At 50.2% G+C, this 19,328-nt stretch carries 17 protein-coding genes; 1 reads left to right on the plus strand and 16 read right to left on the minus strand.

The window, feature by feature from the left end:
* Positions 1 to 20: 20 nt before the first annotated feature.
* The 6 genes from ftsB to rlmD form a co-directional block, all read right to left on the minus strand.
* The gene (ftsB, locus tag HLG76_RS11225) at positions 21 to 299 is read right to left on the minus strand and encodes a cell division protein FtsB (RefSeq protein ID WP_021022088.1); all 279 of its coding nucleotides are present in this window, start codon (positions 297 to 299) and stop codon (positions 21 to 23) included.
* Positions 300 to 458: 159 nt separating this feature from the next.
* Positions 459 to 1,757, minus strand: a complete 1,299-nt coding sequence (gene eno / locus HLG76_RS11230; protein WP_077459783.1) for a phosphopyruvate hydratase — start codon at positions 1,755 to 1,757, stop codon at positions 459 to 461.
* A gap of 74 nt (positions 1,758 to 1,831) precedes the next feature.
* Positions 1,832 to 3,466 carry a CTP synthase gene (locus HLG76_RS11235; RefSeq protein WP_021022090.1) on the minus strand — a complete coding sequence of 545 codons (1,635 nt, stop codon included), beginning with the start codon at positions 3,464 to 3,466 and terminating at the stop codon, positions 1,832 to 1,834.
* A gap of 155 nt (positions 3,467 to 3,621) precedes the next feature.
* The gene (mazG, locus tag HLG76_RS11240; protein WP_175993665.1) at positions 3,622 to 4,416 is read right to left on the minus strand and encodes a nucleoside triphosphate pyrophosphohydrolase; all 795 of its coding nucleotides are present in this window, start codon (positions 4,414 to 4,416) and stop codon (positions 3,622 to 3,624) included.
* Positions 4,417 to 4,466: 50 nt separating this feature from the next.
* Positions 4,467 to 6,683, minus strand: coding sequence for a GTP diphosphokinase (relA, locus tag HLG76_RS11245; protein WP_175993666.1), 2,217 nt, complete (start codon positions 6,681 to 6,683; stop codon positions 4,467 to 4,469).
* A 68-nt stretch (positions 6,684 to 6,751) separates the two neighbouring features.
* On the minus strand, positions 6,752 to 8,083 hold the full coding sequence (gene rlmD / locus HLG76_RS11250; protein WP_175993667.1) for a 23S rRNA (uracil(1939)-C(5))-methyltransferase RlmD: 1,332 nt from the start codon (positions 8,081 to 8,083) through the stop codon (positions 6,752 to 6,754).
* A 145-nt stretch (positions 8,084 to 8,228) separates the two neighbouring features.
* On the opposite strand from rlmD, the gene barA reads away from it, so the two are divergent.
* Positions 8,229 to 10,994, plus strand: coding sequence for a two-component sensor histidine kinase BarA (barA, locus tag HLG76_RS11255; protein WP_175993668.1), 2,766 nt, complete (start codon positions 8,229 to 8,231; stop codon positions 10,992 to 10,994).
* Here barA and acpS read toward each other — a convergent pair.
* The 10 genes from acpS to HLG76_RS11305 all read right to left on the minus strand — a co-directional run bounded on the left by acpS (position 10,991) and on the right by HLG76_RS11305 (position 19,323).
* A complete protein-coding gene (acpS, locus tag HLG76_RS11260; protein ID WP_175993669.1) occupies positions 10,991 to 11,371 on the minus strand; it encodes a holo-ACP synthase in 381 nt (126 codons plus the stop codon). The two genes, barA and acpS, sit on opposite strands and share 4 nt — an antisense overlap.
* A complete protein-coding gene (gene pdxJ / locus HLG76_RS11265) occupies positions 11,372 to 12,103 on the minus strand; it encodes a pyridoxine 5'-phosphate synthase (RefSeq protein ID WP_021022096.1) in 732 nt (243 codons plus the stop codon).
* Between the two features lie 2 nt (positions 12,104 to 12,105).
* Positions 12,106 to 12,801 carry a DNA repair protein RecO gene (gene recO, locus HLG76_RS11270; RefSeq protein ID WP_175993670.1) on the minus strand — a complete coding sequence of 232 codons (696 nt, stop codon included), beginning with the start codon at positions 12,799 to 12,801 and terminating at the stop codon, positions 12,106 to 12,108.
* Between the two features lie 40 nt (positions 12,802 to 12,841).
* Positions 12,842 to 13,747, minus strand: a complete 906-nt coding sequence (gene era / locus HLG76_RS11275; RefSeq protein WP_021022098.1) for a GTPase Era — start codon at positions 13,745 to 13,747, stop codon at positions 12,842 to 12,844.
* The gene (rnc, locus tag HLG76_RS11280) at positions 13,747 to 14,418 is read right to left on the minus strand and encodes a ribonuclease III (protein ID WP_028569567.1); all 672 of its coding nucleotides are present in this window, start codon (positions 14,416 to 14,418) and stop codon (positions 13,747 to 13,749) included. Before rnc ends, era begins: the two co-directional genes overlap by 1 nt.
* A gap of 12 nt (positions 14,419 to 14,430) precedes the next feature.
* Positions 14,431 to 15,327, minus strand: a complete 897-nt coding sequence (gene lepB, locus HLG76_RS11285) for a signal peptidase I (RefSeq protein WP_077678779.1) — start codon at positions 15,325 to 15,327, stop codon at positions 14,431 to 14,433.
* A gap of 14 nt (positions 15,328 to 15,341) precedes the next feature.
* A complete protein-coding gene (gene lepA / locus HLG76_RS11290; RefSeq protein ID WP_077660071.1) occupies positions 15,342 to 17,138 on the minus strand; it encodes a translation elongation factor 4 in 1,797 nt (598 codons plus the stop codon).
* 78 nt (positions 17,139 to 17,216) lie between these two features.
* Entirely contained in the window at positions 17,217 to 17,714 is a 498-nt protein-coding gene (locus HLG76_RS11295) for a SoxR reducing system RseC family protein (RefSeq protein WP_077669334.1), read from the minus strand.
* An 11-nt stretch (positions 17,715 to 17,725) separates the two neighbouring features.
* Positions 17,726 to 18,694 carry a sigma-E factor regulatory protein RseB gene (gene rseB / locus HLG76_RS11300; RefSeq protein WP_021022103.1) on the minus strand — a complete coding sequence of 323 codons (969 nt, stop codon included), beginning with the start codon at positions 18,692 to 18,694 and terminating at the stop codon, positions 17,726 to 17,728.
* Positions 18,691 to 19,323 carry an RseA family anti-sigma factor gene (locus HLG76_RS11305; RefSeq protein ID WP_077459794.1) on the minus strand — a complete coding sequence of 211 codons (633 nt, stop codon included), beginning with the start codon at positions 19,321 to 19,323 and terminating at the stop codon, positions 18,691 to 18,693. The genes rseB and HLG76_RS11305 overlap by 4 nt, the downstream gene beginning before the upstream one ends.
* Between the last annotated feature and the right edge of the window lie 5 nt (positions 19,324 to 19,328).

Consider the following 19,328-nt stretch of genomic DNA (forward strand, 5'->3'; position numbering starts at 1 on the left):
CGCCTACAGGCGGTAATCGGTTATTGTCTTGTATCGACCAATCGGAAAAATGTTTCGTCGGGTTTGATCATGCCAAGCTCGTTACGTGCGCGCTCTTCAATCGCTTCTTGACCGCGTTTTAAATCCGCAATCTCCGCGTACATTTGTTGATTACGCGTCACGAGTTTTTGATTGGCCTGTTGCTGCACGGCGACATTGGCTTCAATTTGCCAGTAATCTGTCACGCCATTTTTGCCTAACCATAAATCGTATTGTAGCCAAACAAGCGTGAGAAACAGCGCAACCGATAGCAGCCTCATACCTGTACTCCTTCCTATATCGGCTCGACGTATTTGCACAATAGAATTCTAGTCGCATAGGCTAGCGGATCAGGTCGCTGGTGTCATGGTTTTCCTAAACGAAAAAAAGCCGCGCCGTTAAACGGCGCGGCTTTTCTAATAAAAGTGTCTAAGTGCCGATTATTGGCCTTTCACTTCTTTTAGACCGTTAAACGGTGCTTTTTCACCCAGTGCATCTTCGATGCGGATAAGCTGGTTGTACTTAGCAACGCGATCTGAACGGCTCATCGAACCGGTTTTGATTTGGCCTGCTGCAGTACCCACCGCTAAGTCAGCGATGGTTGCGTCTTCAGTTTCGCCTGAACGGTGAGAGATAACCGCCGTGTAACCAGCGTCTTTCGCCATCTTGATTGCAGCCAGCGTCTCAGTCAACGAACCGATCTGGTTGAATTTGATCAAGATAGAGTTCGCCACACCTTTGTCGATGCCTTCTTTCAGGATCTTAGTGTTAGTCACGAACAGGTCATCACCAACCAGCTGAAGCTTGTCACCCAGCAGTTCGGTTTGGTGCTTAAAGCCGTCCCAATCAGACTCGTCGAGGCCGTCTTCGATAGACACGATTGGGTACTCTTCAGCCAGCTTAGCAAGATAGTGGTTAAACTCTTCTGAAGAGAAGGTTTTACCTTCACCTTTCATGTTGTAGATGCCTTGCTCTTTGTCATAGAACTCAGACGCTGCACAGTCCATTGCTAAAGTAATGTCTTTACCCAGCTCGTAGCCTGCTTGCTCAACCGCTTCTTTAATCGCAGCGAGTGCTGCTGCGTTTGACTCTAGGTTAGGCGCAAAACCACCTTCGTCACCAACAGCAGTGCTTAGGCCTTTGGCTTTCAGTACTTTGGCAAGGTTGTGGAATACTTCTGCACCGATGCGCAGCGCTTCTTTTAGCGTCTTAGCACCGACTGGCTGGATCATGAACTCTTGGATATCAACGTTGTTATCCGCGTGCTCACCACCATTCAGGATATTCATCATTGGCAGAGGCATAGAGAACTGACCCGCAGTACCGTTTAGCTCAGCGATATGCTCGAACAAAGGCATGCCTTTTGCCGCTGCCGCCGCTTTGGCGTTCGCCAAGGAAACCGCGAGGATAGCGTTAGCACCGAACTGAGATTTGTTCTCGGTACCGTCGAGATCGATCATCACTTGGTCGATATCTGCTTGCGCTTTAGCGTCTTTACCCAGCAATGCTTCTGCGATTGGGCCATTCACAGCTTCAATCGCTTTCAGTACGCCTTTACCCATGAAACGTGACTTATCACCGTCACGCAGTTCTAGTGCTTCGCGAGAACCCGTAGATGCACCAGAAGGAGCTGCTGCCATACCAACGAAACCACCTTCTAGGTGAACTTCCGCTTCAACGGTAGGGTTACCGCGTGAATCAATAATTTCACGACCTAGAACTTTAACGATCTTAGACATTGTGATTCCTCTCGTCTGTCATTGTTTTTAAAAATAAAGAGCGGCCGCCTTCTGGGCTACCGCTCGAATGTCGTTTATAGCTCACCACGCTGTTTTTTGCCTGCCGCAGCAACAAATCCAGCAAACAGTGGATGGCCATCACGCGGCGTTGAAGTGAATTCCGGGTGGAACTGGCACGCCACGAACCAAGGATGTGCTGGGTTTTCAATGATCTCTACCAGCTTTTTATCGGCAGACAGACCAGAAACTGACAATCCTGCTTTTTCTAGCTTAGGACGTAGCAGATTATTCACTTCATAACGGTGGCGATGGCGCTCATGGATTTGGGTATTGCCGTAGAGCTGATGCGCTTTCGAACCTTCAGCTAAGTGGCAAAGCTGCGCGCCTAGGCGCATGGTGCCACCAAGATCTGACGTCTCGCTACGCTCTTCCACTTTGCCTTCTTCATCGACCCACTCAGTGATCAGGCCAACGACAGGATAAGGGCTTTCTTGGCTAAACTCAGTCGAGTTAGCGCCTTCCATGCCGGCGACATTACGTGCGTATTCAATCAACGCCACCTGCATACCAAGACAAATACCCAGATACGGCACATTGTTTTCACGTGCATATTGTGCCGCAAGGATCTTACCTTCAATGCCGCGGTCACCAAATCCACCAGGGACGAGAATCGCGTCCAAGTCCTTCAGCATTTCACTGCCGCGGGTTTCAAGATCTTGTGAATCCACGTACTTGATGTTGACGGTCAGGCGATTTTTCAACCCACCATGTTTTAACGCTTCATTGACGGACTTGTACGCATCCGGCAATTCAATGTACTTACCGACCATACCAATGGTGACTTCACCCATTGGGTTGGCTTCTTCGTAGCTCACTTGCTCCCATTCAGACAAGTCAGCTTCTACGGCTTCAATGCCAAAGCGCTTGCACACCAAATCGTCCAACCCTTGCGAACGGATCAACGATGGGATCTTGTAAATAGAGTCGACGTCTTTCATGGTGATCACCGCTTTTTCCGCCACATTACAGAACAGCGCAATCTTAGCGCGTTCATTGGCAGGAATTGGACGCTCACTACGGCATACCAGCACATCCGGCTGAATACCAATCGACAGAAGCTCTTTTACTGAGTGCTGGGTCGGCTTGGTTTTTACTTCGCCTGCCGCAGCCAAGTAAGGCACTAATGTCAGATGCATGAACATGGCATGTTCGCGGCCCACGTCTACCGTCAACTGACGAATCGCTTCCAAAAATGGTAATGATTCAATATCACCGACCGTTCCGCCGATCTCGACGATCACAATATCGTGACCTTCACCGCCTGCGACGATGCGATCTTTGATCGAGTTGGTAATATGTGGGATCACCTGAATCGTCGCCCCCAGGTAGTCTCCACGGCGCTCTTTGCGCAGTACATCCGCATAAACACGGCCAGAGGTAAAGTTATTACGCTTGGTCATTTTAGTGCGAATGAAGCGCTCATAGTGACCGAGATCAAGGTCAGTCTCTGCGCCGTCTTCCGTGACGAATACTTCTCCGTGCTGGGTAGGGCTCATTGTCCCTGGATCCACGTTAATATAAGGGTCGAGTTTCATGATGGTGACGTTAAGGCCACGCGCTTCAAGAATGGCTGCTAATGAGGCTGCAGCAATACCCTTACCGAGGGAGGATACAACACCGCCCGTAACAAAAATGTAGTTCGTCGTCATGCTAAACCTGAGAGTTGGATTTAGAGGAAATAAATGAAGTTCTGGACGGGATATTATGATACCAGACCCCACTGACTCCCACAATGTGAAAGCTACCACACACCCTGGTGTTTTTAATTGTCACAAATCAATTATGCCAATTACAGGATATTACCTTACTCGTCTTTTTTAACCGCTTGCCACGCCGATTCTAGTTCATCCAGCTGACATTGTTGAATATTTTTTCCATTATCACGTAATTGATTTTCAACGCCACGAAAGCGACGTTCAAATTTCTGATTGGCTGCGCGCAACGCCTGCTCAGCATCCGTGCCTAGGTGGCGCGCGACATTGACGACAGCAAACAAAAGATCGCCAACTTCGTCTTCCACACGGCTTGCGTCAACCGGTGTCTGTGCCAATTCATGTTCGACCTCTTCCAGCTCTTCTCGCACCTTCTCGATAACCGGCGCCACGGTTGGCCAATCAAACCCTGCCCTTGCACATCGTTTTTGTAGCTTGTGGGCGCGAGTTAACGCGGGCAACCCCTGAGTCACGCCATCTAATAGACTGCAGGATTGGGTTGAGGGCATTTTCTCTGCGCGCTCTTGCGCCTTAATACCTTCCCAATCAGGCGAGCTTAATGGCTTCCCGTCCGCATCTTTAGGACCGAATACGTGAGGGTGACGACGCGTGAGCTTATCGCACACTGCACTGACGACATCGTCAAAATCAAATCGATGTTGTTCGCGCCCTAATTGACTGTAGAACACAATTTGAAAAAGAAGGTCGCCCAACTCATCTTTTAGGTCCGACCAGTTTTCACGCTCGATGGCGTCAGCCACTTCGTACGCCTCTTCTAAAGTATGAGGCACGATAGAGGCAAAGGTTTGTGCCTTGTCCCAGTCACAACCATGATTAGGGTCGCGTAAGGTCGCCATGATCGCCAGTAAGTTGTCAATTGACGCCATAAGAAGGTTCCTTCATGAAAAAAACGCCCTGTCGAAACAGGGCGAATGTATTAGCGGAGGCGTTTCGCTTCGACCACGTCTTTCACTTGTTCAAGCCGGTTTACAACGCGGCTTAAGGTATCTAAATCAGAGATTTCGAGATCAAAGTCCATGATCGACATTTGCTTTTTATAATCAACCCGGCTTTGCATCCCGGCTACCCGTGCTTTCTCATTGCTTAGCACGTTATTGATATCTTTGACCAGCCCGGTTCGTTCATTTGCCGAAAGGCGAATGCGTACATGGTATTGACCAATATGGCCTTTCCCCCACACCGTGGCGATAATCCGCTCCGGTGCATGATGGCTAAGCTCATTGAGCTGTTCGCAATCTGCACGATGGACCGAAATACCACGCCCTTGGGTAACAAATCCTTTAATGTCATCACCCGGCAACGGCTGGCAGCAGCGCGCGAGATGCGTCATCAGGTTATCAACACCTTCGACAACCACGGCATCGCGGTGGGCTTTGCCGGTGCTCGGTTTTTGTTCGCTTTGCTGCAGTTTTTCTAACAACTGCTGCTCTTCTTCTTCCAGGCTCGGTTTATTAATCAGGCCATTAATATGGTTCACTACCTGATTAATGCGCAAATCACCACTGCCCACGCCGGCATAAAGCTCGTCCAGCGTGTTAACGTTAAAGCGTTTTAGCGCCAAATTGGCATCTTTACTGATGCCGCCAATTTTTTGTAGCTCGGTATCCAAGATTTCTTTACCGGCAGCAATGTTCTTGTCTTTGTCTTGCTTGCGGAACCAAGCATTTATTTTGGCGCGCGCACGACTTGAGTTAACAAATCCATGGCTGGGATTGAGCCAATCTCGCGACGGGTTAGGCTCTTTTTGCGTGATGATTTCAACCTGGTCGCCCATTTGTAGGTGATAGGTGAACGGAACAATTCGCCCTTCTACTTTGGCACCAATGCAACGATGACCCACTTCTGAATGGATGTGGTAGGCAAAATCAAGTGGCGTTGCCCCTATAGGTAAGTCGACGACATCGCCGCGCGGGGTGAACGCATACACCCGATCGTCGAACACTTGGCTACGCAACTCATCAAGCATTTCGCCCGAATCAGACATTTCTTCTTGCCATGCCAATAGCTTACGCAGCCAGGTGATTTTTTCATCGTAGCCACTGCGGCCACTGGCTGAGCCTTCTTTATATTTCCAATGGGCCGCTACACCTAGCTCTGCATCATCGTGCATTTGTTTGGTGCGAATTTGAATCTCAACGGGCTTGCCTTCCGGCCCCAGCACCACGGTGTGAATTGACTGATAACCGTTCGGCTTGGGGTTGGCGACATAATCATCAAATTCTTTGGGTAGATGACGGAACTGGGTATGGACGGCACCTAATGCGGCGTAACAATCCTGAAGTTGATCCGCAATGATGCGCACAGCGCGCACATCAAACAACTCATCAAACTCCAGGTTTTTCTTCTGCATTTTGCGCCAGATACTATAAATATGCTTCGGGCGTCCATATACCTGTGCATTAATATGCGACGCTTCCATTTCCTGCTGGAGCCCTTCGACAAAGGCACTGATATAGTTTTCACGGTCAATGCGTCGCTCGGCCAGCTGCTTGGCGATTTGTTTATAGGTTTGCGCATGTTGGTAACGGAACGCGTAATCTTCAAGCTCCCACTTTAGCTGACCAATTCCCAATCGGTTAGCCAAAGGCGCATAAATGTTAGCGCTCTCTTTCGCTGCTTGCTGACGCATAGACTCTGGCGCATCTTTCACTTCACGTAAATGGCAAATACGCTCGGCGAGTTTGATCACCACGCAACGAAAGTCTTCCACCATAGAGAGCAACATACGACGCACATTATCAACTTGCGAAGACGTGGCCTCATCGTCGGCTTGGGTATTTAAATGCCGAATCGCAGCGGTCTGCTGCACACCGCGAATCAGGTTGACTATCGACATCGAATAGTCGTCCGCCAGTGTCTCCAGGGTGACCAGTTCGGCGTCGACCATCGGAAATAATAGCGCGGCCAGCAAGGTGTCGGCATCCATGCTTAATGTCACGAGGATTTCGATCATCTCTCGGCCTCGCCACAAAGGCTGGCTGAGTGCTGATTCATCGTCACTCAATGCTCGACAATATTGGTAGCCGTCTAACAAGGCTTGTGTCGTCGATGCGTCTTGCCCGAGTCGCTTAACCCAGGTGTTAAGCTCAAATGTTTCATCTTCGTGTAGGTGGGCTTCTCGTACCGCAACCATAACTGTTCCTATCCTTAACTCTCTTACTGACAAGAGAGGCATGTCGATAACGACAAGCCACTAAACGCTTATGCCCGCTTGTTCGTCACCGGCTTAAACAAGGCCATCGATTCCATGTGTCCTGTTTGTGGGAACATATCCAGCATCCCTAATTTGACAAGTGCATAACCATTATCAAGCAGCACGCGGGCATCGCGCGCCAGGGTGGCAGGATTACAGGACACATAAACAATATGTGAAGCCCTCGATTGTGCCACAAAGTCTATAACACCCGCAGCCCCTGCGCGTGCCGGATCGAGTAAGATTTTGGTAAAATCGAAATGGGTCCACTCTCCTTCTAACGCGTCGCTATTTAAATCAGCTTGATAAAAAAAGGTGTTATCACAACCATTTATCTTCGCATTATCTGCCGCCTGATTCACCATGGCTTGCACGCCTTCCACCCCGACAACGTGCCCAACCAGTTTGGCAGCGGGGACACTAAAGTTACCCAATCCACAAAAGAGATCCAAGACACGATCTTCTTTCTCTAGTGCTAACCAATCCAGTGCCTGTGACACCATATTCTGATTGACCGTCGGGTTGACCTGAATAAAGTCATTCGGTTGAAACGCAAGGCGACATCCCGCCACTTGGTAATCTGGCGCGGCGCCGATAAGACGTTCAGGTACGCCATCGCCTTGATGAAGATAAAAGGTGCAGCCTTGAGTTTCTGCCCAGTGGCACAATGCTTGACGGTCATCACTATGCAATACCTTGGTGGTACGCAACGACACTACCGTGGTGTTGTCAGCCTCAATCAGATCAAGATGACCCAAAATACGTCGACCACGCAGGCCATCCAAACACGGACGCAAGTGCGCAAGCAAAGTATTCAATGACTCACTCAGGACCGGACAATGGCTAACATTGATAATCGCACTGCGTTGGCGAGCACGAAACCCCATTGCCAATGCCCCCTTTTTATCAACCTGAAGACTGATGCGTGCACGACGCCGATACTGCCATGGCCTATCTGTAATAGGTGCCGAGAGTGTTGCCTCTTCCCCAGCAAATTTTTGCATCAGCTCATTCAACGTTTGCTGTTTATGCGTAACCTGCCCTTCATGGCTTAGATGCTGCAAGCTGCAACCACCGCACTGCTGATAAACCGGGCACCCTGGCTCAACACGTTGTGTGGCGTGGCTATCGAGTTTAATTAATTGGCCGCGCGCATATTGCCGCTTTTGTTCGGTCAGCTGTACCAAGGCTTGCTCTTCCGGCAAGGTACCTGGGACAAACACCGGTTTTTTATCCAAAAAGCCAACGCCATCGCCATGATGGTCTAAGCGTTTAATGGTTATCAGCTGATGCTTTTGCTCAACCTTTTTATTTTTTTCGGGCTTAAAAAAGCGCGCCATGTCGTATTCCAGTGTTTAAAGCTTGTTGCCAAGCCAGTCAAGAGATCCTGCCAGTGGGAGTTGTGATAGTTCGCTGACTATTTTGTGATTGAATCATGTACACTGGCGCTAATTGTCGTCATTATTTTCCCATAGTTTATCTAGCATGACCAAATATGGCCTCCGCACTCGTGTTTCTGTACTCACTATTGCACCGACACTCATTGTTGGGCTATTACTCAGTGCATTTTTCACCAGCACCCGCTATCAAGACCTTGAACAGCAACTCACGGTAACCGGTTCTGCGATTATAGAACCGCTCGCCATTGCCAGCGAAGTGGGATTGAAAAATGACAGTCGTGAAAACGTGCGCCGGCTCATCGGCTTTGCTCACCGCCAGCATTCTCAGTTTGTGCGAAGTATTGCCGTGTTCGATCGTCGTAACGAGCTGTTTGTGACCTCGAATTACCACCGCAATTTAGCCATGCTCTCCGTCGATAGTGGCCAACCTATTCCCACACAATTACAGGTTAGCCAACAGCAAGATACCTTGATTTTGCGTGCACCGATTTTAGAAATTGGACGCTTTACCCCCGGGCTCAATGTCGAGCGCCCTTTGGGGTATATCGCGATGGAGTTGGACCTTAGCTCAGTACGGTTGAAACAGTACCAGGAAATGATCACAGCGCTGGTTATGGTCGCGCTGGGCGGGATTCTCTCCTGCTTTTTCGCTTACCGTTTGATTGCCGATGTGACTCATCCAATCGGCAACATGGTGACCTTGGTCGATAGAATTCGACGAGGCCATCTTGACGTGCGGATTGAAGGTGAGCTGCTCGGCGAGCTGGATACCTTAAAAAATGGCATCAATGCAATGGCAATCTCATTGTCCGAATACCATTTGGAAATGCAACAAAGTATTGATCAGGCGACCAGTGATCTACGCGAAACCTTAGAGCAGCTCGAGATCCAAAACGTTGAGTTAGACATTGCCAAGAAAAACGCGCAAGAAGCGGCACGGGTTAAATCTGAGTTTCTCGCCAATATGTCCCATGAGCTGCGTACACCGCTCAACGGGGTGATTGGCTTTACGCGACAAATGCTAAAAACCGAGCTCAGTAGTAGTCAACGAGATTACCTTCTCACCATTGAAAAATCCGCCAATAACCTGCTGACGATCATCAATGACATCTTAGATTTCTCTAAGCTGGAAGCGGGTAAGTTGCTGTTAGAAAACATTCCGTTCGACGTGCAAGAGATGCTCGACGAAGTGATGCGCCTACTCGCGCCTATGGCGCATGAGAAAGGGCTAGAGCTAACCCTGCGCACCGATGCTCGGATTCCTGCGGGAGCGGTTGGCGATCCGCTTCGTATCCAACAAGTTTTAATCAATTTGATTGGCAACGCGGCGAAATTTACCGAGCGAGGTAATATTGATGTCAGTGTCGATCTTAAACAGCTACACGATGAAACCGTCGAACTGCAATTGATGGTCAAAGACACCGGCATTGGGATCTCTGAACGTCAACAAGCGCAGCTTTTCCAAGCGTTTAGACAGGCAGACGCCAGTATCTCGCGCCGTTATGGCGGTACTGGGCTCGGGCTTGTGATCACGCAAAAATTAGTCCAACAAATGGGCGGCGATATTGGCTTTACCAGTCGCCTTCACCAAGGTTCATCATTCTGGTTTACGCTGCAGCTGACACAAACTGATTTACCGGTATCGCAGCCACTCGACATCGAGTCTTTGGTCGGGCGCGATATTCTGATTGTGGAGCCCAATGCGCGTACCAGAGAGATTTTGCGCAAACGACTGAGCCAGGTGGGCCTAAACGTTGATACCGCGTCCGGCACCCATGTGCTCACTGACCGTCAGTATCATTTTGCTCTCCTTTGTTTTGATGCTGGGAGCATGCCTGCGCTCAGTGAGATGCAAGATGCAGTCAGTCTCTGTGAGCAGCAAGCGCAGTCAGTGGTGGTTTGCTTACCCACCACCGAACTCGAAGCATCCGAGCATCTTTTGAAAGCCGGTGTACGAGCGTGTGTCGCCAAGCCGATCCCGCAGCGTAAACTATTGGAAACACTGCTTGGTTCACCCGAGCCGGCGCCTTTGCCGCTACCTCAACCTAACACCACGCAAAAAGCGCCCTACACCGTGATGACTGTCGATGATAATCCCGCGAACTTGAAACTGATCACGGCCTTGCTGGCTGAGCGGGTAGAGAAAGTCGTGACCGCAGATGATGGCGTCAAAGCCCTGTCACTGGCACACCAATACGCCTTTGATATCATTTTGATGGATATTCAAATGCCCGAAATGGACGGTGTCACCGCTAGCCAAGAAATTCGTAAAGCGGGACTCAACCAGCAAACGCCGATTGTAGCGGTAACCGCTCATGCGATGCCTGGTGAGCGTGAGCGCCTTATTGATGCCGGGATGGACGATTACCTCACCAAACCCATTGAAGAGGCCATGCTAGAAAGCACCCTGAGCCGTTGGCTGCATTTTGATGACACGGTAGCACCTCATCAAGCCGCGCCATTACCCACTTATTCGGCTAACCAGGATCACAGTGCGCGTCATCTGGACTGGCAGCGGGCGCTCAACCAAGCAGCAGGCAAGGCCGATCTCGCCAAAGAAATGCTAGAAATGTTACTCGCCTCTTTTACGTCAGTGAAGAAGGTGGTCGCTAGTGCGTTGGCGGGAGAGTCAGAGACCGATAGCTTATGGCAAGCCATCCACAAGCTCCACGGTAGCTGTGCTTATAGCGGTGTGCCTCAACTGAAAAGCCTGTGTCACGAGTTAGAAACGCAATTAAAAGCCGGGGCAGATATCGCAGCTGTCGAACCTGAGCTGTTAGAGCTCCAAGATGAGATTGCACATATTGAGCAACTGGCACCGCAATATCTCGATAACGCGCAGGGCTGTTAACCCGTTTCTAAGATAACATACGCGATCGCGTAGGCCTTTTCATCCGATAAGGTCAGCCAACAGTGCGCAACGCCACGCTCGCGTGCCAATTGGGCAGCACGGCCAGAAAGGCTTAGGGCTGGCTGGCCGGAAGTCTGATTCGTAATGGTAAAATCATGAAACGTGACACCATCGGCAATCCCGGTTCCTAGCGCTTTTGCCGCGGCTTCTTTCGCAGCAAAGCGCTTGGCCAAGTAACGAGCAGGCGCATGATGTGTTGCCATATGCTCCCGCTCACTATCGGTTAGGATCCGATCGGCAAAGCGCGATTGGCGTGCAAACGCTTTTTCAATACGCGCAATCTCAACAATGTCTGTACCAATTCCAACAATGGCCATTTAGCGACGCGCCGCTTCCATAATCGCTTTCATATCCGCCACCGCTTTTTGCAAACCATCAAACATTGCACGACCTATGATTGCATGACCAATATTCAGTTCATGCATTTCTGGCATCGCCGCGATGGGAGTGACGTTATGATACGTCAGGCCATGACCCGCATTCACTTTGATCCCCAAGTCGACAGCAGAGCTTGCCGCTGCGGAGATCTTTTTAAGCTCCGATTGGCGATCGTTGTCATTGGTTGCATCCGCGTAGTGGCCCGTATGCAGCTCAATAAAGGGCGCACCACATTGATGAGCCGCTTCAATTTGATTGCGATCAGCATCAATAAAAAGGGAAACCTTAATCCCAGCTTCGCTCAGACGCTGGGTTGCCGCTTTCACTTTATCCAGCTGGCCTGCGACATCCAAGCCCCCCTCGGTGGTGAGCTCTTCACGTTTTTCCGGGACCAAACAAACAAATTCAGGTTGAATCTCGAGCGCAATCTCAACCATTTCATCGGTCACCGCCATTTCCAGATTCATACGCGTTTGTAGCGTTTCTTTGAGTAAACGGACATCGCGATCAGTGATATGGCGACGATCTTCACGAAGGTGCACGGTGATCCCTGCCGCTCCAGCACGCTCAGCTAACTCCGCCGCATGAACCGGATCCGGATACGCGGTACCACGTGCATTACGTATCGTCGCAACGTGATCAATGTTCACACCGAGGTAAATTTTATCCATGATTATTTCCTTCTAAACAATTCTCTGCTTTTTAGCGGCTTAGGGCCAAGATAAGGTTTGAGCGCCATACGTGTAAAACGCTTGGCGGCGCGCAGCTGTGCCACCGTTTCAAAATGTCGTGTCGCCAACGCTCGTAGATCAGCGCCAGTAAATTGCCGATGTTGGCTTTTCATGATCGACGCGACAAAGCCTTGCTGCTCTCGATATAGATACGTCATATTATCGTTGATCGGGTCGCCGCTACCAGCACAATGAAGAAAATCAACGCCATAGCCCAGTGCTTCTAACAGCGCAAGCTCGAAGCAGCGTAATGCAGGCTCTGGGTTATGATAGCGGGCAAGCTGGGTTAGGGCGGTGACATAATCGAAAAATAACGCTGGGTAAGGCGTATGAGGCTCAAGCACACGCATAACTAACTCATTGAGGTAAAAGCCGGAATACAGAGCATTGCCTGATAAAGGCAGCGCGAGGCCTGTGGCCTCAGCACTGCGCAATGTACGTAATTCACCGCGTCCCCCCCACTTGAGCAGCAAGGGAGTAAAAGGCTGCAGTGCGCCTCTTATGGCCGAACGGGGACGACGTGCTCCCTTGGCGAGAAGCGTGATACGCCCCTCGAACTCAGAGAACACATCTAAGAGCAGACTCGATTCACTATAGGGGCGCGAATGCAGCACAAAACCACGTTGAAAGCCCTCCACTCACCCTCTCCTGAGTGCATGGACCCGATGATCGGGCCAATTAAAGATCGTCGATATAGCCTAAACTGCGCAACGCGCGTTCGTCATCAGCCCAGCCGGATTTCACTTTCACCCAAAGCTCAAGATAGACCTTACGTTCGAAGAGATCTTCCATGTCTAAGCGTGCCTCTCGGCCAATGCGTTTGATCTTTTCGCCGCCTTTACCAATGACCATTTTCTTCTGGCCGGTACGCTCAACTAAAATCAAACCATTAATATGAAAGCCATCGGTTTCAGGGTTGTAGTCAAAACGTTCAATTTCAACCGTCACTGAATAAGGCAGCTCTTCACCGGTAAAACGCATCAGCTTTTCACGGATAATTTCTGAGGCCATAAAACGCTGAGAGCGGTCGGTAACATATTCTTCAGGGAAGTAGAATTCAGACGCCGGCAACGCATCACGAACACGCTGCTCGACCACATCAATATTGGTCCCGTTTTTCGCTGAAACCGGGATCACGTCGACAAACGGCATCTTCTCTGACAACGCTTGTAGATGCGGAAACAGCTCCGTCTTCTCTTTAACGTTATCCACTTTGTTGACCAACAAAACCGTCGGCAATTCTGAACGCGCTAGCTTATTAAGCACCATTTCATCGTCATTGGTCCAATGTGTACCATCCACGAGAAACAATACTAATTCAACGTCGGTTAACGAGCTGTTTGCAGCCCGATTCATAAGACGGTTAATGGCGCGCTTTTCTTCAATGTGTAGCCCAGGCGTATCGACATACACCGCCTGGTAGTTATCCCGGGTATCCACGCCCATGATTCGGTGACGCGTGGTTTGGGGTTTACGCGAGGTAATCGACAACTTTTGCCCTACCAAGCGGTTCAGCAATGTTGATTTTCCTACGTTCGGGCGGCCAACAATGGCAATAAAGCCGCAGCGCTGTGTGTCAGTCATTATGTCAACTTCTGTAGTGCGAGTTCTGCAGCCGCTTGCTCTGCCTTGCGACGACTACTGCCTTTTCCAATCACAGAACGCTCCAGTCCTGATATCTGGCACTCTACCGTAAACTCTTGGTTGTGTGCTTCACCCTTCACTTTCATCACCGTATAAGACGGTAACGGTTTACGTTTTCCCTGCAAGAGCTCTTGCAAACGGGTTTTCGGATCTTTTTGGCTGACACCCGGCTCAATGGTTTCGAGTCGCTGCTGATACCATTGCAAGATAATATCTCGTACCCGGTTGATATCACTGTCTAAAAAGATGGCGCCAATCAATGCTTCTACAGCGTCAGCCAAAATCGAATCGCGGCGAAAACCGCCACTTTTAAGTTCTCCTGGGCCAAGGCGCATGACTTCGCCCAGAGAAAACTCCCGCCCAATTTCGGCTAGTGTATTACCGCGCACTAAGGTCGCGCGCATCCGACTCATATCCCCTTCATCCACTTTCGGAAAGCGATGATAAAGATCCTCGGCAATCACGAAGCTAAGAATTGAGTCACCCAAAAATTCGAGACGCTCATTATGTGTGCCATTGGCACTACGGTGCGTCAACGCCAGTTCAAGCAATGCAGCACTGCTGAACTGATAGCCGATCTCTCGCTGCAATTTATCTGTTAGTTTTGTCATCATAGTCCAGAATTAATCAATTCCACCAATACGGTTAAAGCGTATCCCTGTCGGTATCCACGATGGTAGCCAGCTGTCACTGTTGCGCTCGAATTCGAAGCTGACCCAAATAGCCACCGCTTTGCCGACTAAGTTGCGCTCAGGCACAAAGCCCCAAAAGCGGCTATCCGCACTGTTATCGCGGTTATCACCCATCATAAAGTAATGCCCTTCCGGCACCACCCAACGATTGACGCCCGGACGTGGCTGATAGGCACTGATTCGATCGCGCTTATTCGGATGGACAAGGATCTGATGCGCTTGCTCACCCAGCTGCTCTTGTGCTTGCACCAGATTCACACCACCTTGTGCAAATTCACTAGGCTGAATGTTATCTATCGCGACAGGCTGGCACTGCGCTTCGCCTTTAGGCTGAATACACAAGCGCTTATCTTCATACACAATGGTATCGCCGGGTAGCCCCACCGTACGCTTGATGTAGTCAATATTCGGCTGCGGCGGATATTTAAACACCACAATGTCACCGCGCTCAGGTTTGCCAGTATCAACCAGTTCAGTGTGAAAAGCCGGATCACGCAGCCCATAGGCAAATTTTTCCACCAAAATAAAATCGCCAACCAATAAGGTTGGCATCATCGATCCGGACGGAATTTGGAAAGGCTCATAAATGAATGATCGCAACACTAAAACCACCGCGATCACCGGGAAAATAGACGCCAGATTCTCAACCCAACTCGGTTGTGGCATCACTTTCGCGACTTGTTCGGCATCCAAATCAGTCTGTGCGACCTTCAGTGCTTTGCCTGCAGCCTGGCGGCGACGCGGCGCCCAGCGGTATTTATCTAACGCCCAAACCAAGCCGGTGACCAAGGTCACCAGCACTAAAATTAAAGAAAACGTATTGGCCATCATGGAATCCGTTGTTATTTATCTTTGCCCACATGCAAAATGGCCAAGAAAGCTTCTTGCGGCAGCTCGACATTACCGACCTGCTTCATGCGCTTCTTACCTTCTTTTTGTTTTTGCAATAGTTTTTTCTTACGACTCACATCACCGCCGTAACATTTTGCCGTGACGTTTTTACGCAACTGCTTGACGGTTGAACGGGCGATAATGTGATTGCCAATCGAGGCTTGGATGGCGATATCAAACTGCTGACGCGGAATAAACTCTTTCATTTTTTCCACTAGCTCGCGACCACGCGGTTGCGCATGAGCACGGTGCGTAATAATCGCCAGTGCATCGACACGCTCGCCATTCAGTAAGATATCCACCCGTACCATGTCAGACACGTCGTAACGTTCGAAGTTATAATCTAACGAGGCATAACCGCGCGATGTTGACTTAATACGGTCGAAAAAGTCCAACACGACTTCCGCCATCGGTATGTCATAGGTCAGCGCAACTTGATTGCCGTGATAAACCATATCCACTTGGGCACCACGCTTCTCAACACACAAGGAGATCACATTGCCGACGAATTCATTGGGCACCAAGATATTACAACGCGCGATAGGCTCACCAATGGCTTGAATGTCATTCACTGGGGGCAGCTTGGCTGGGCTGTCTACATAGATGACTTCACCATCGTTTTGCGTGACTTCGTAAACAACCGTAGGGGCTGTGGTGATCAGCTCAAGGTCGTATTCTCGCTCCAGGCGCTCTTGAATGATCTCCATGTGCAGCATGCCAAGGAAACCACAACGGAAACCGAAGCCAAGCGCCGCAGAGCTCTCTGGCTCAAAGAAAAGCGACGCATCATTGAGGCTTAACTTATCCAAGGCATCACGGAAGTTTTCATAATCATCGGATGAAATCGGGAATAAGCCCGCGTACACCTGAGGCTTAACTTTTTGGAACCCTTCAATCCGTTTTTCGCAGCCGTTTTTGGCATGGGTGATGGTGTCGCCCACGGGTGCGCCGAGGATATCTTTGATCCCACAGATCACCCAGCCTACTTCACCGGTTTGCAAACCATTAAGCTCTTTACGCTTGGGCGTGAAAATGCCAATGCTGTCCACGTTCCATTCTTGGCCCGTGCTCATGATTTTCACTTTGTCGCCTTTTTTGAGCGAGCCTTCACGAATGCGCACTAACGAGACGACGCCAAGATATTTATCGAACCAAGAGTCGATAATCAACGCTTGAGTGGGGGCGTCGGGGTTACCTTCCGGCGGTGGAATAAGGCGAACAATATCTTCGAGTACGCCATCGACTCCAACCCCTGTTTTGGCTGAACAACGCGTGGCTTCAATGGCTTCAATACCAACAATATCTTCGATTTCTTGCGCCACACGGTCTGGATCGGCGGCCGGCAAATCGATTTTGTTCAGGACAGGGACCACTTCAAGGTCCATATCCATTGCGGTGTAGCAGTTGGCGAGCGTCTGTGCTTCAACCCCTTGTCCTGCATCCACCACCAGCAAAGCACCTTCACATGCCTTCAGTGAGCGCGACACCTCATAAGAGAAGTCGACGTGTCCTGGCGTATCGATGAAGTTCAACTGATACTCATTGCCGTCTTTGGCTTTATAGTTCAGTGTCACACTTTGTGCTTTGATGGTGATACCGCGTTCACGTTCCAGATCCATGGAGTCAAGGACCTGCTCTGCCATTTCCCGGTCAGTAAGGCCGCCGCATACGTGAATGAGTCGATCAGAAAGCGTCGACTTACCGTGGTCAATATGGGCGATGATCGAAAAGTTACGAATATGCTTCATAAGTGGGTGTGACTTACTCGTTATCAATAAGAATGGGATCCTAAGATCAATTGGGCTGGATTCTACCGAAAATAGTGGCTAGTCGCTATCCTGGTGTCTGGTATTTATCACTGCCAACTCGGAAATTGGCTCTCCCATGATACGCAGAAGCTCAGGTTGCTGCTGTTCGGCACTCCCGACATATCTCGCTAAACGTCGTGCGATACCGACCCCAAGGGCACCGAAGCCTAGACTCAGTGCGATAACACCTCCTTCACCGCTGCCTGCCAACGCGGCAAAGAAAAATTGTCCCAGTAAGGCGCCCACGAACATCATCATTAATGGCACCATATAAACCACGAGCGCCGAGCGTACCAAGGTGGCTTCACCGAGGCCAATTTCAACGAGAGTTCCTGTCGGCAGCGGTTCTGGCGAACGAACGCTGACATGGTTCACTTTTCCGGGTAGGGCCTTGGACACAATGCCAGTGCCACACTGGCTTTGCGATTTGCAGCTGCCACAGCTGGTTTGCTGCTGACAGGCAAGGGACAGCCAGCCGTCTTGGTACCCTGTTACCTCCGCCAGTGCTTTAATCATGGTGCAACCTTTTACTCTGTCTGTGATGTTGGCATGCGATTAATACGAACCGAATCAGCAATCCGTTTAGCGGTCTCCGGTGGAATGTCCCCCACCACTGTAATTTCGGCGTTGCCATTGATAACACTGTGCAGCGTCCGTCGGCCTTGGCGCACTATCTGTTTACGCACGGAGACATCGTCGGCTTTGGCTAAATAAACAGAAAAACTAAAAAGGCCGTCGCTAAACATTTGGCTTTCCACTGCCCGCTTAGTCATCATTAAACGATGGCGGTTACTGTATACAGGCTTAAAGCCATCTGGCAGCACCGTCACCTGCCAATCCAGGTCAGAGCGGCGGGTTGTTTGTGGGAGGGTTAATACCGGCGGCAGGGCTAACTGCGTGAGTTTTTGCATCGCGTCGTTAATTTTAGGCGTAACCACCAGAGATAAGGCGCGATACTGTTCAAGCGGATCCCCATCTCGGTCAAGTAAATCGGCTCTCACCGGTAGGTGACTGTCTTGGTCTAGCCAAAGCACGTACGAATATCGCTCACCATCTTTCGGTGTGATACGTACAACCTGGCAATCCATGCCCGCCTCGCGCGCATGCCCCATCGAGACAAAGTCATAATGGTTTGCCAGTATATCAATATCGGCCTGAATGAGGGTAGGCAATGGTGCCACCATATGATCACTGGCGATCGTGAAAGGGTCATAACCAGGTTCAAAATAGCTGATTTCCTTTCCGCGACGAATCACTTCTCGCGACGGACCGCTCAAATACATGAGATGACCAAACGCTTCGCCACCTATACGTGCATGGCGAAAACGCAGTGGCTCTAGGCTATTTTTACCAACGAGAATGTAGGACAGTTCATAGTCCAAGGTATCGCTTGCGGTATCCATTTGATGTAACAAAGCCTCGGCAGAGGGTTCGGCCGAGGCTTGCGCAGACATCAAACTGACCAGCGCAAGCGCACCGATCAGAGTTTTTTTCATTGCTTACTACTGCTTGTCGACGGTGCCATTGTCTGATTGCTAGACAGACTATCCTTATTCAACCTTAGCTGCAATTCATAGTCTTTGAGCATTGCATTTACGCGCCGACGCTGCTCCATCATTTCAGATTCTGAAGGCGTCGCACGCAAATCATTCCGGCTTAAACTCACCGGTTCAGCAGCACCTGCAAAAGGAATCGTTTCCAATACTGGCGGTTGGGTTTGATTGCCAACCCCCGGAGACGTTGGTTCAGACTGGTTATAATGCTGCACGCCTACGATCACGGCGAGAGAAACACAAGCGGCGACACTGACCTGAGTGAGCTGTTGCAGCCAGCCAGGTAGGTGGCGACGCGCCTTTTCCGGACGCGGCTGTGACTCGTGCATCGGGTGCACGTTACTGTCAACGTGAGCGCCTTGATAAGCCGGTTCTGCTTCCAACGCGGACGCGACAGAATCGGCAATGTTCCATTGCAACGAGCCAGGCGCGTCACCACGCATCACATCACGAATGATGCCGAAGTCGCTCCAGGTCTGTTGTGCGCTATTATCTCGCTCTATGTCATGGATCACCGACGTGTCCACCCGTTCGCCATCTAATAACGCCGAAATTTTTTCTTTATCCGTCATTCAAG

Origin of the sequence: Salinivibrio sp. EAGSL (genome assembly GCF_013366455.1) — a bacterium.
Lineage (GTDB): Bacteria > Pseudomonadota > Gammaproteobacteria > Enterobacterales > Vibrionaceae > Salinivibrio > Salinivibrio costicola.

Coding starts and splice junctions, on each gene's coding strand:
- ftsB (WP_021022088.1), bottom strand. CDS start 299: ATGAGGCTGCTATCGGTTGCGCTGTTTCTCACGCTTGTTTGGCTACAA.
- eno (WP_077459783.1), bottom strand. CDS start 1,757: ATGTCTAAGATCGTTAAAGTTCTAGGTCGTGAAATTATTGATTCACGC.
- HLG76_RS11235 (WP_021022090.1), bottom strand. CDS start 3,466: ATGACGACGAACTACATTTTTGTTACGGGCGGTGTTGTATCCTCCCTC.
- mazG (WP_175993665.1), bottom strand. CDS start 4,416: ATGGCGTCAATTGACAACTTACTGGCGATCATGGCGACCTTACGCGAC.
- relA (WP_175993666.1), bottom strand. CDS start 6,683: ATGGTTGCGGTACGAGAAGCCCACCTACACGAAGATGAAACATTTGAG.
- rlmD (WP_175993667.1), bottom strand. CDS start 8,083: ATGGCGCGCTTTTTTAAGCCCGAAAAAAATAAAAAGGTTGAGCAAAAG.
- barA (WP_175993668.1), top strand. CDS start 8,229: ATGACCAAATATGGCCTCCGCACTCGTGTTTCTGTACTCACTATTGCA.
- acpS (WP_175993669.1), bottom strand. CDS start 11,371: ATGGCCATTGTTGGAATTGGTACAGACATTGTTGAGATTGCGCGTATT.
- pdxJ (WP_021022096.1), bottom strand. CDS start 12,103: ATGGATAAAATTTACCTCGGTGTGAACATTGATCACGTTGCGACGATA.
- era (WP_021022098.1), bottom strand. CDS start 13,747: ATGACTGACACACAGCGCTGCGGCTTTATTGCCATTGTTGGCCGCCCG.
- rnc (WP_028569567.1), bottom strand. CDS start 14,418: ATGACAAAACTAACAGATAAATTGCAGCGAGAGATCGGCTATCAGTTC.
- lepB (WP_077678779.1), bottom strand. CDS start 15,327: ATGGCCAATACGTTTTCTTTAATTTTAGTGCTGGTGACCTTGGTCACC.
- lepA (WP_077660071.1), bottom strand. CDS start 17,138: ATGAAGCATATTCGTAACTTTTCGATCATCGCCCATATTGACCACGGT.
- HLG76_RS11295 (WP_077669334.1), bottom strand. CDS start 17,714: ATGATTAAAGCACTGGCGGAGGTAACAGGGTACCAAGACGGCTGGCTG.
- rseB (WP_021022103.1), bottom strand. CDS start 18,694: ATGAAAAAAACTCTGATCGGTGCGCTTGCGCTGGTCAGTTTGATGTCT.
- HLG76_RS11305 (WP_077459794.1), bottom strand. CDS start 19,323: ATGACGGATAAAGAAAAAATTTCGGCGTTATTAGATGGCGAACGGGTG.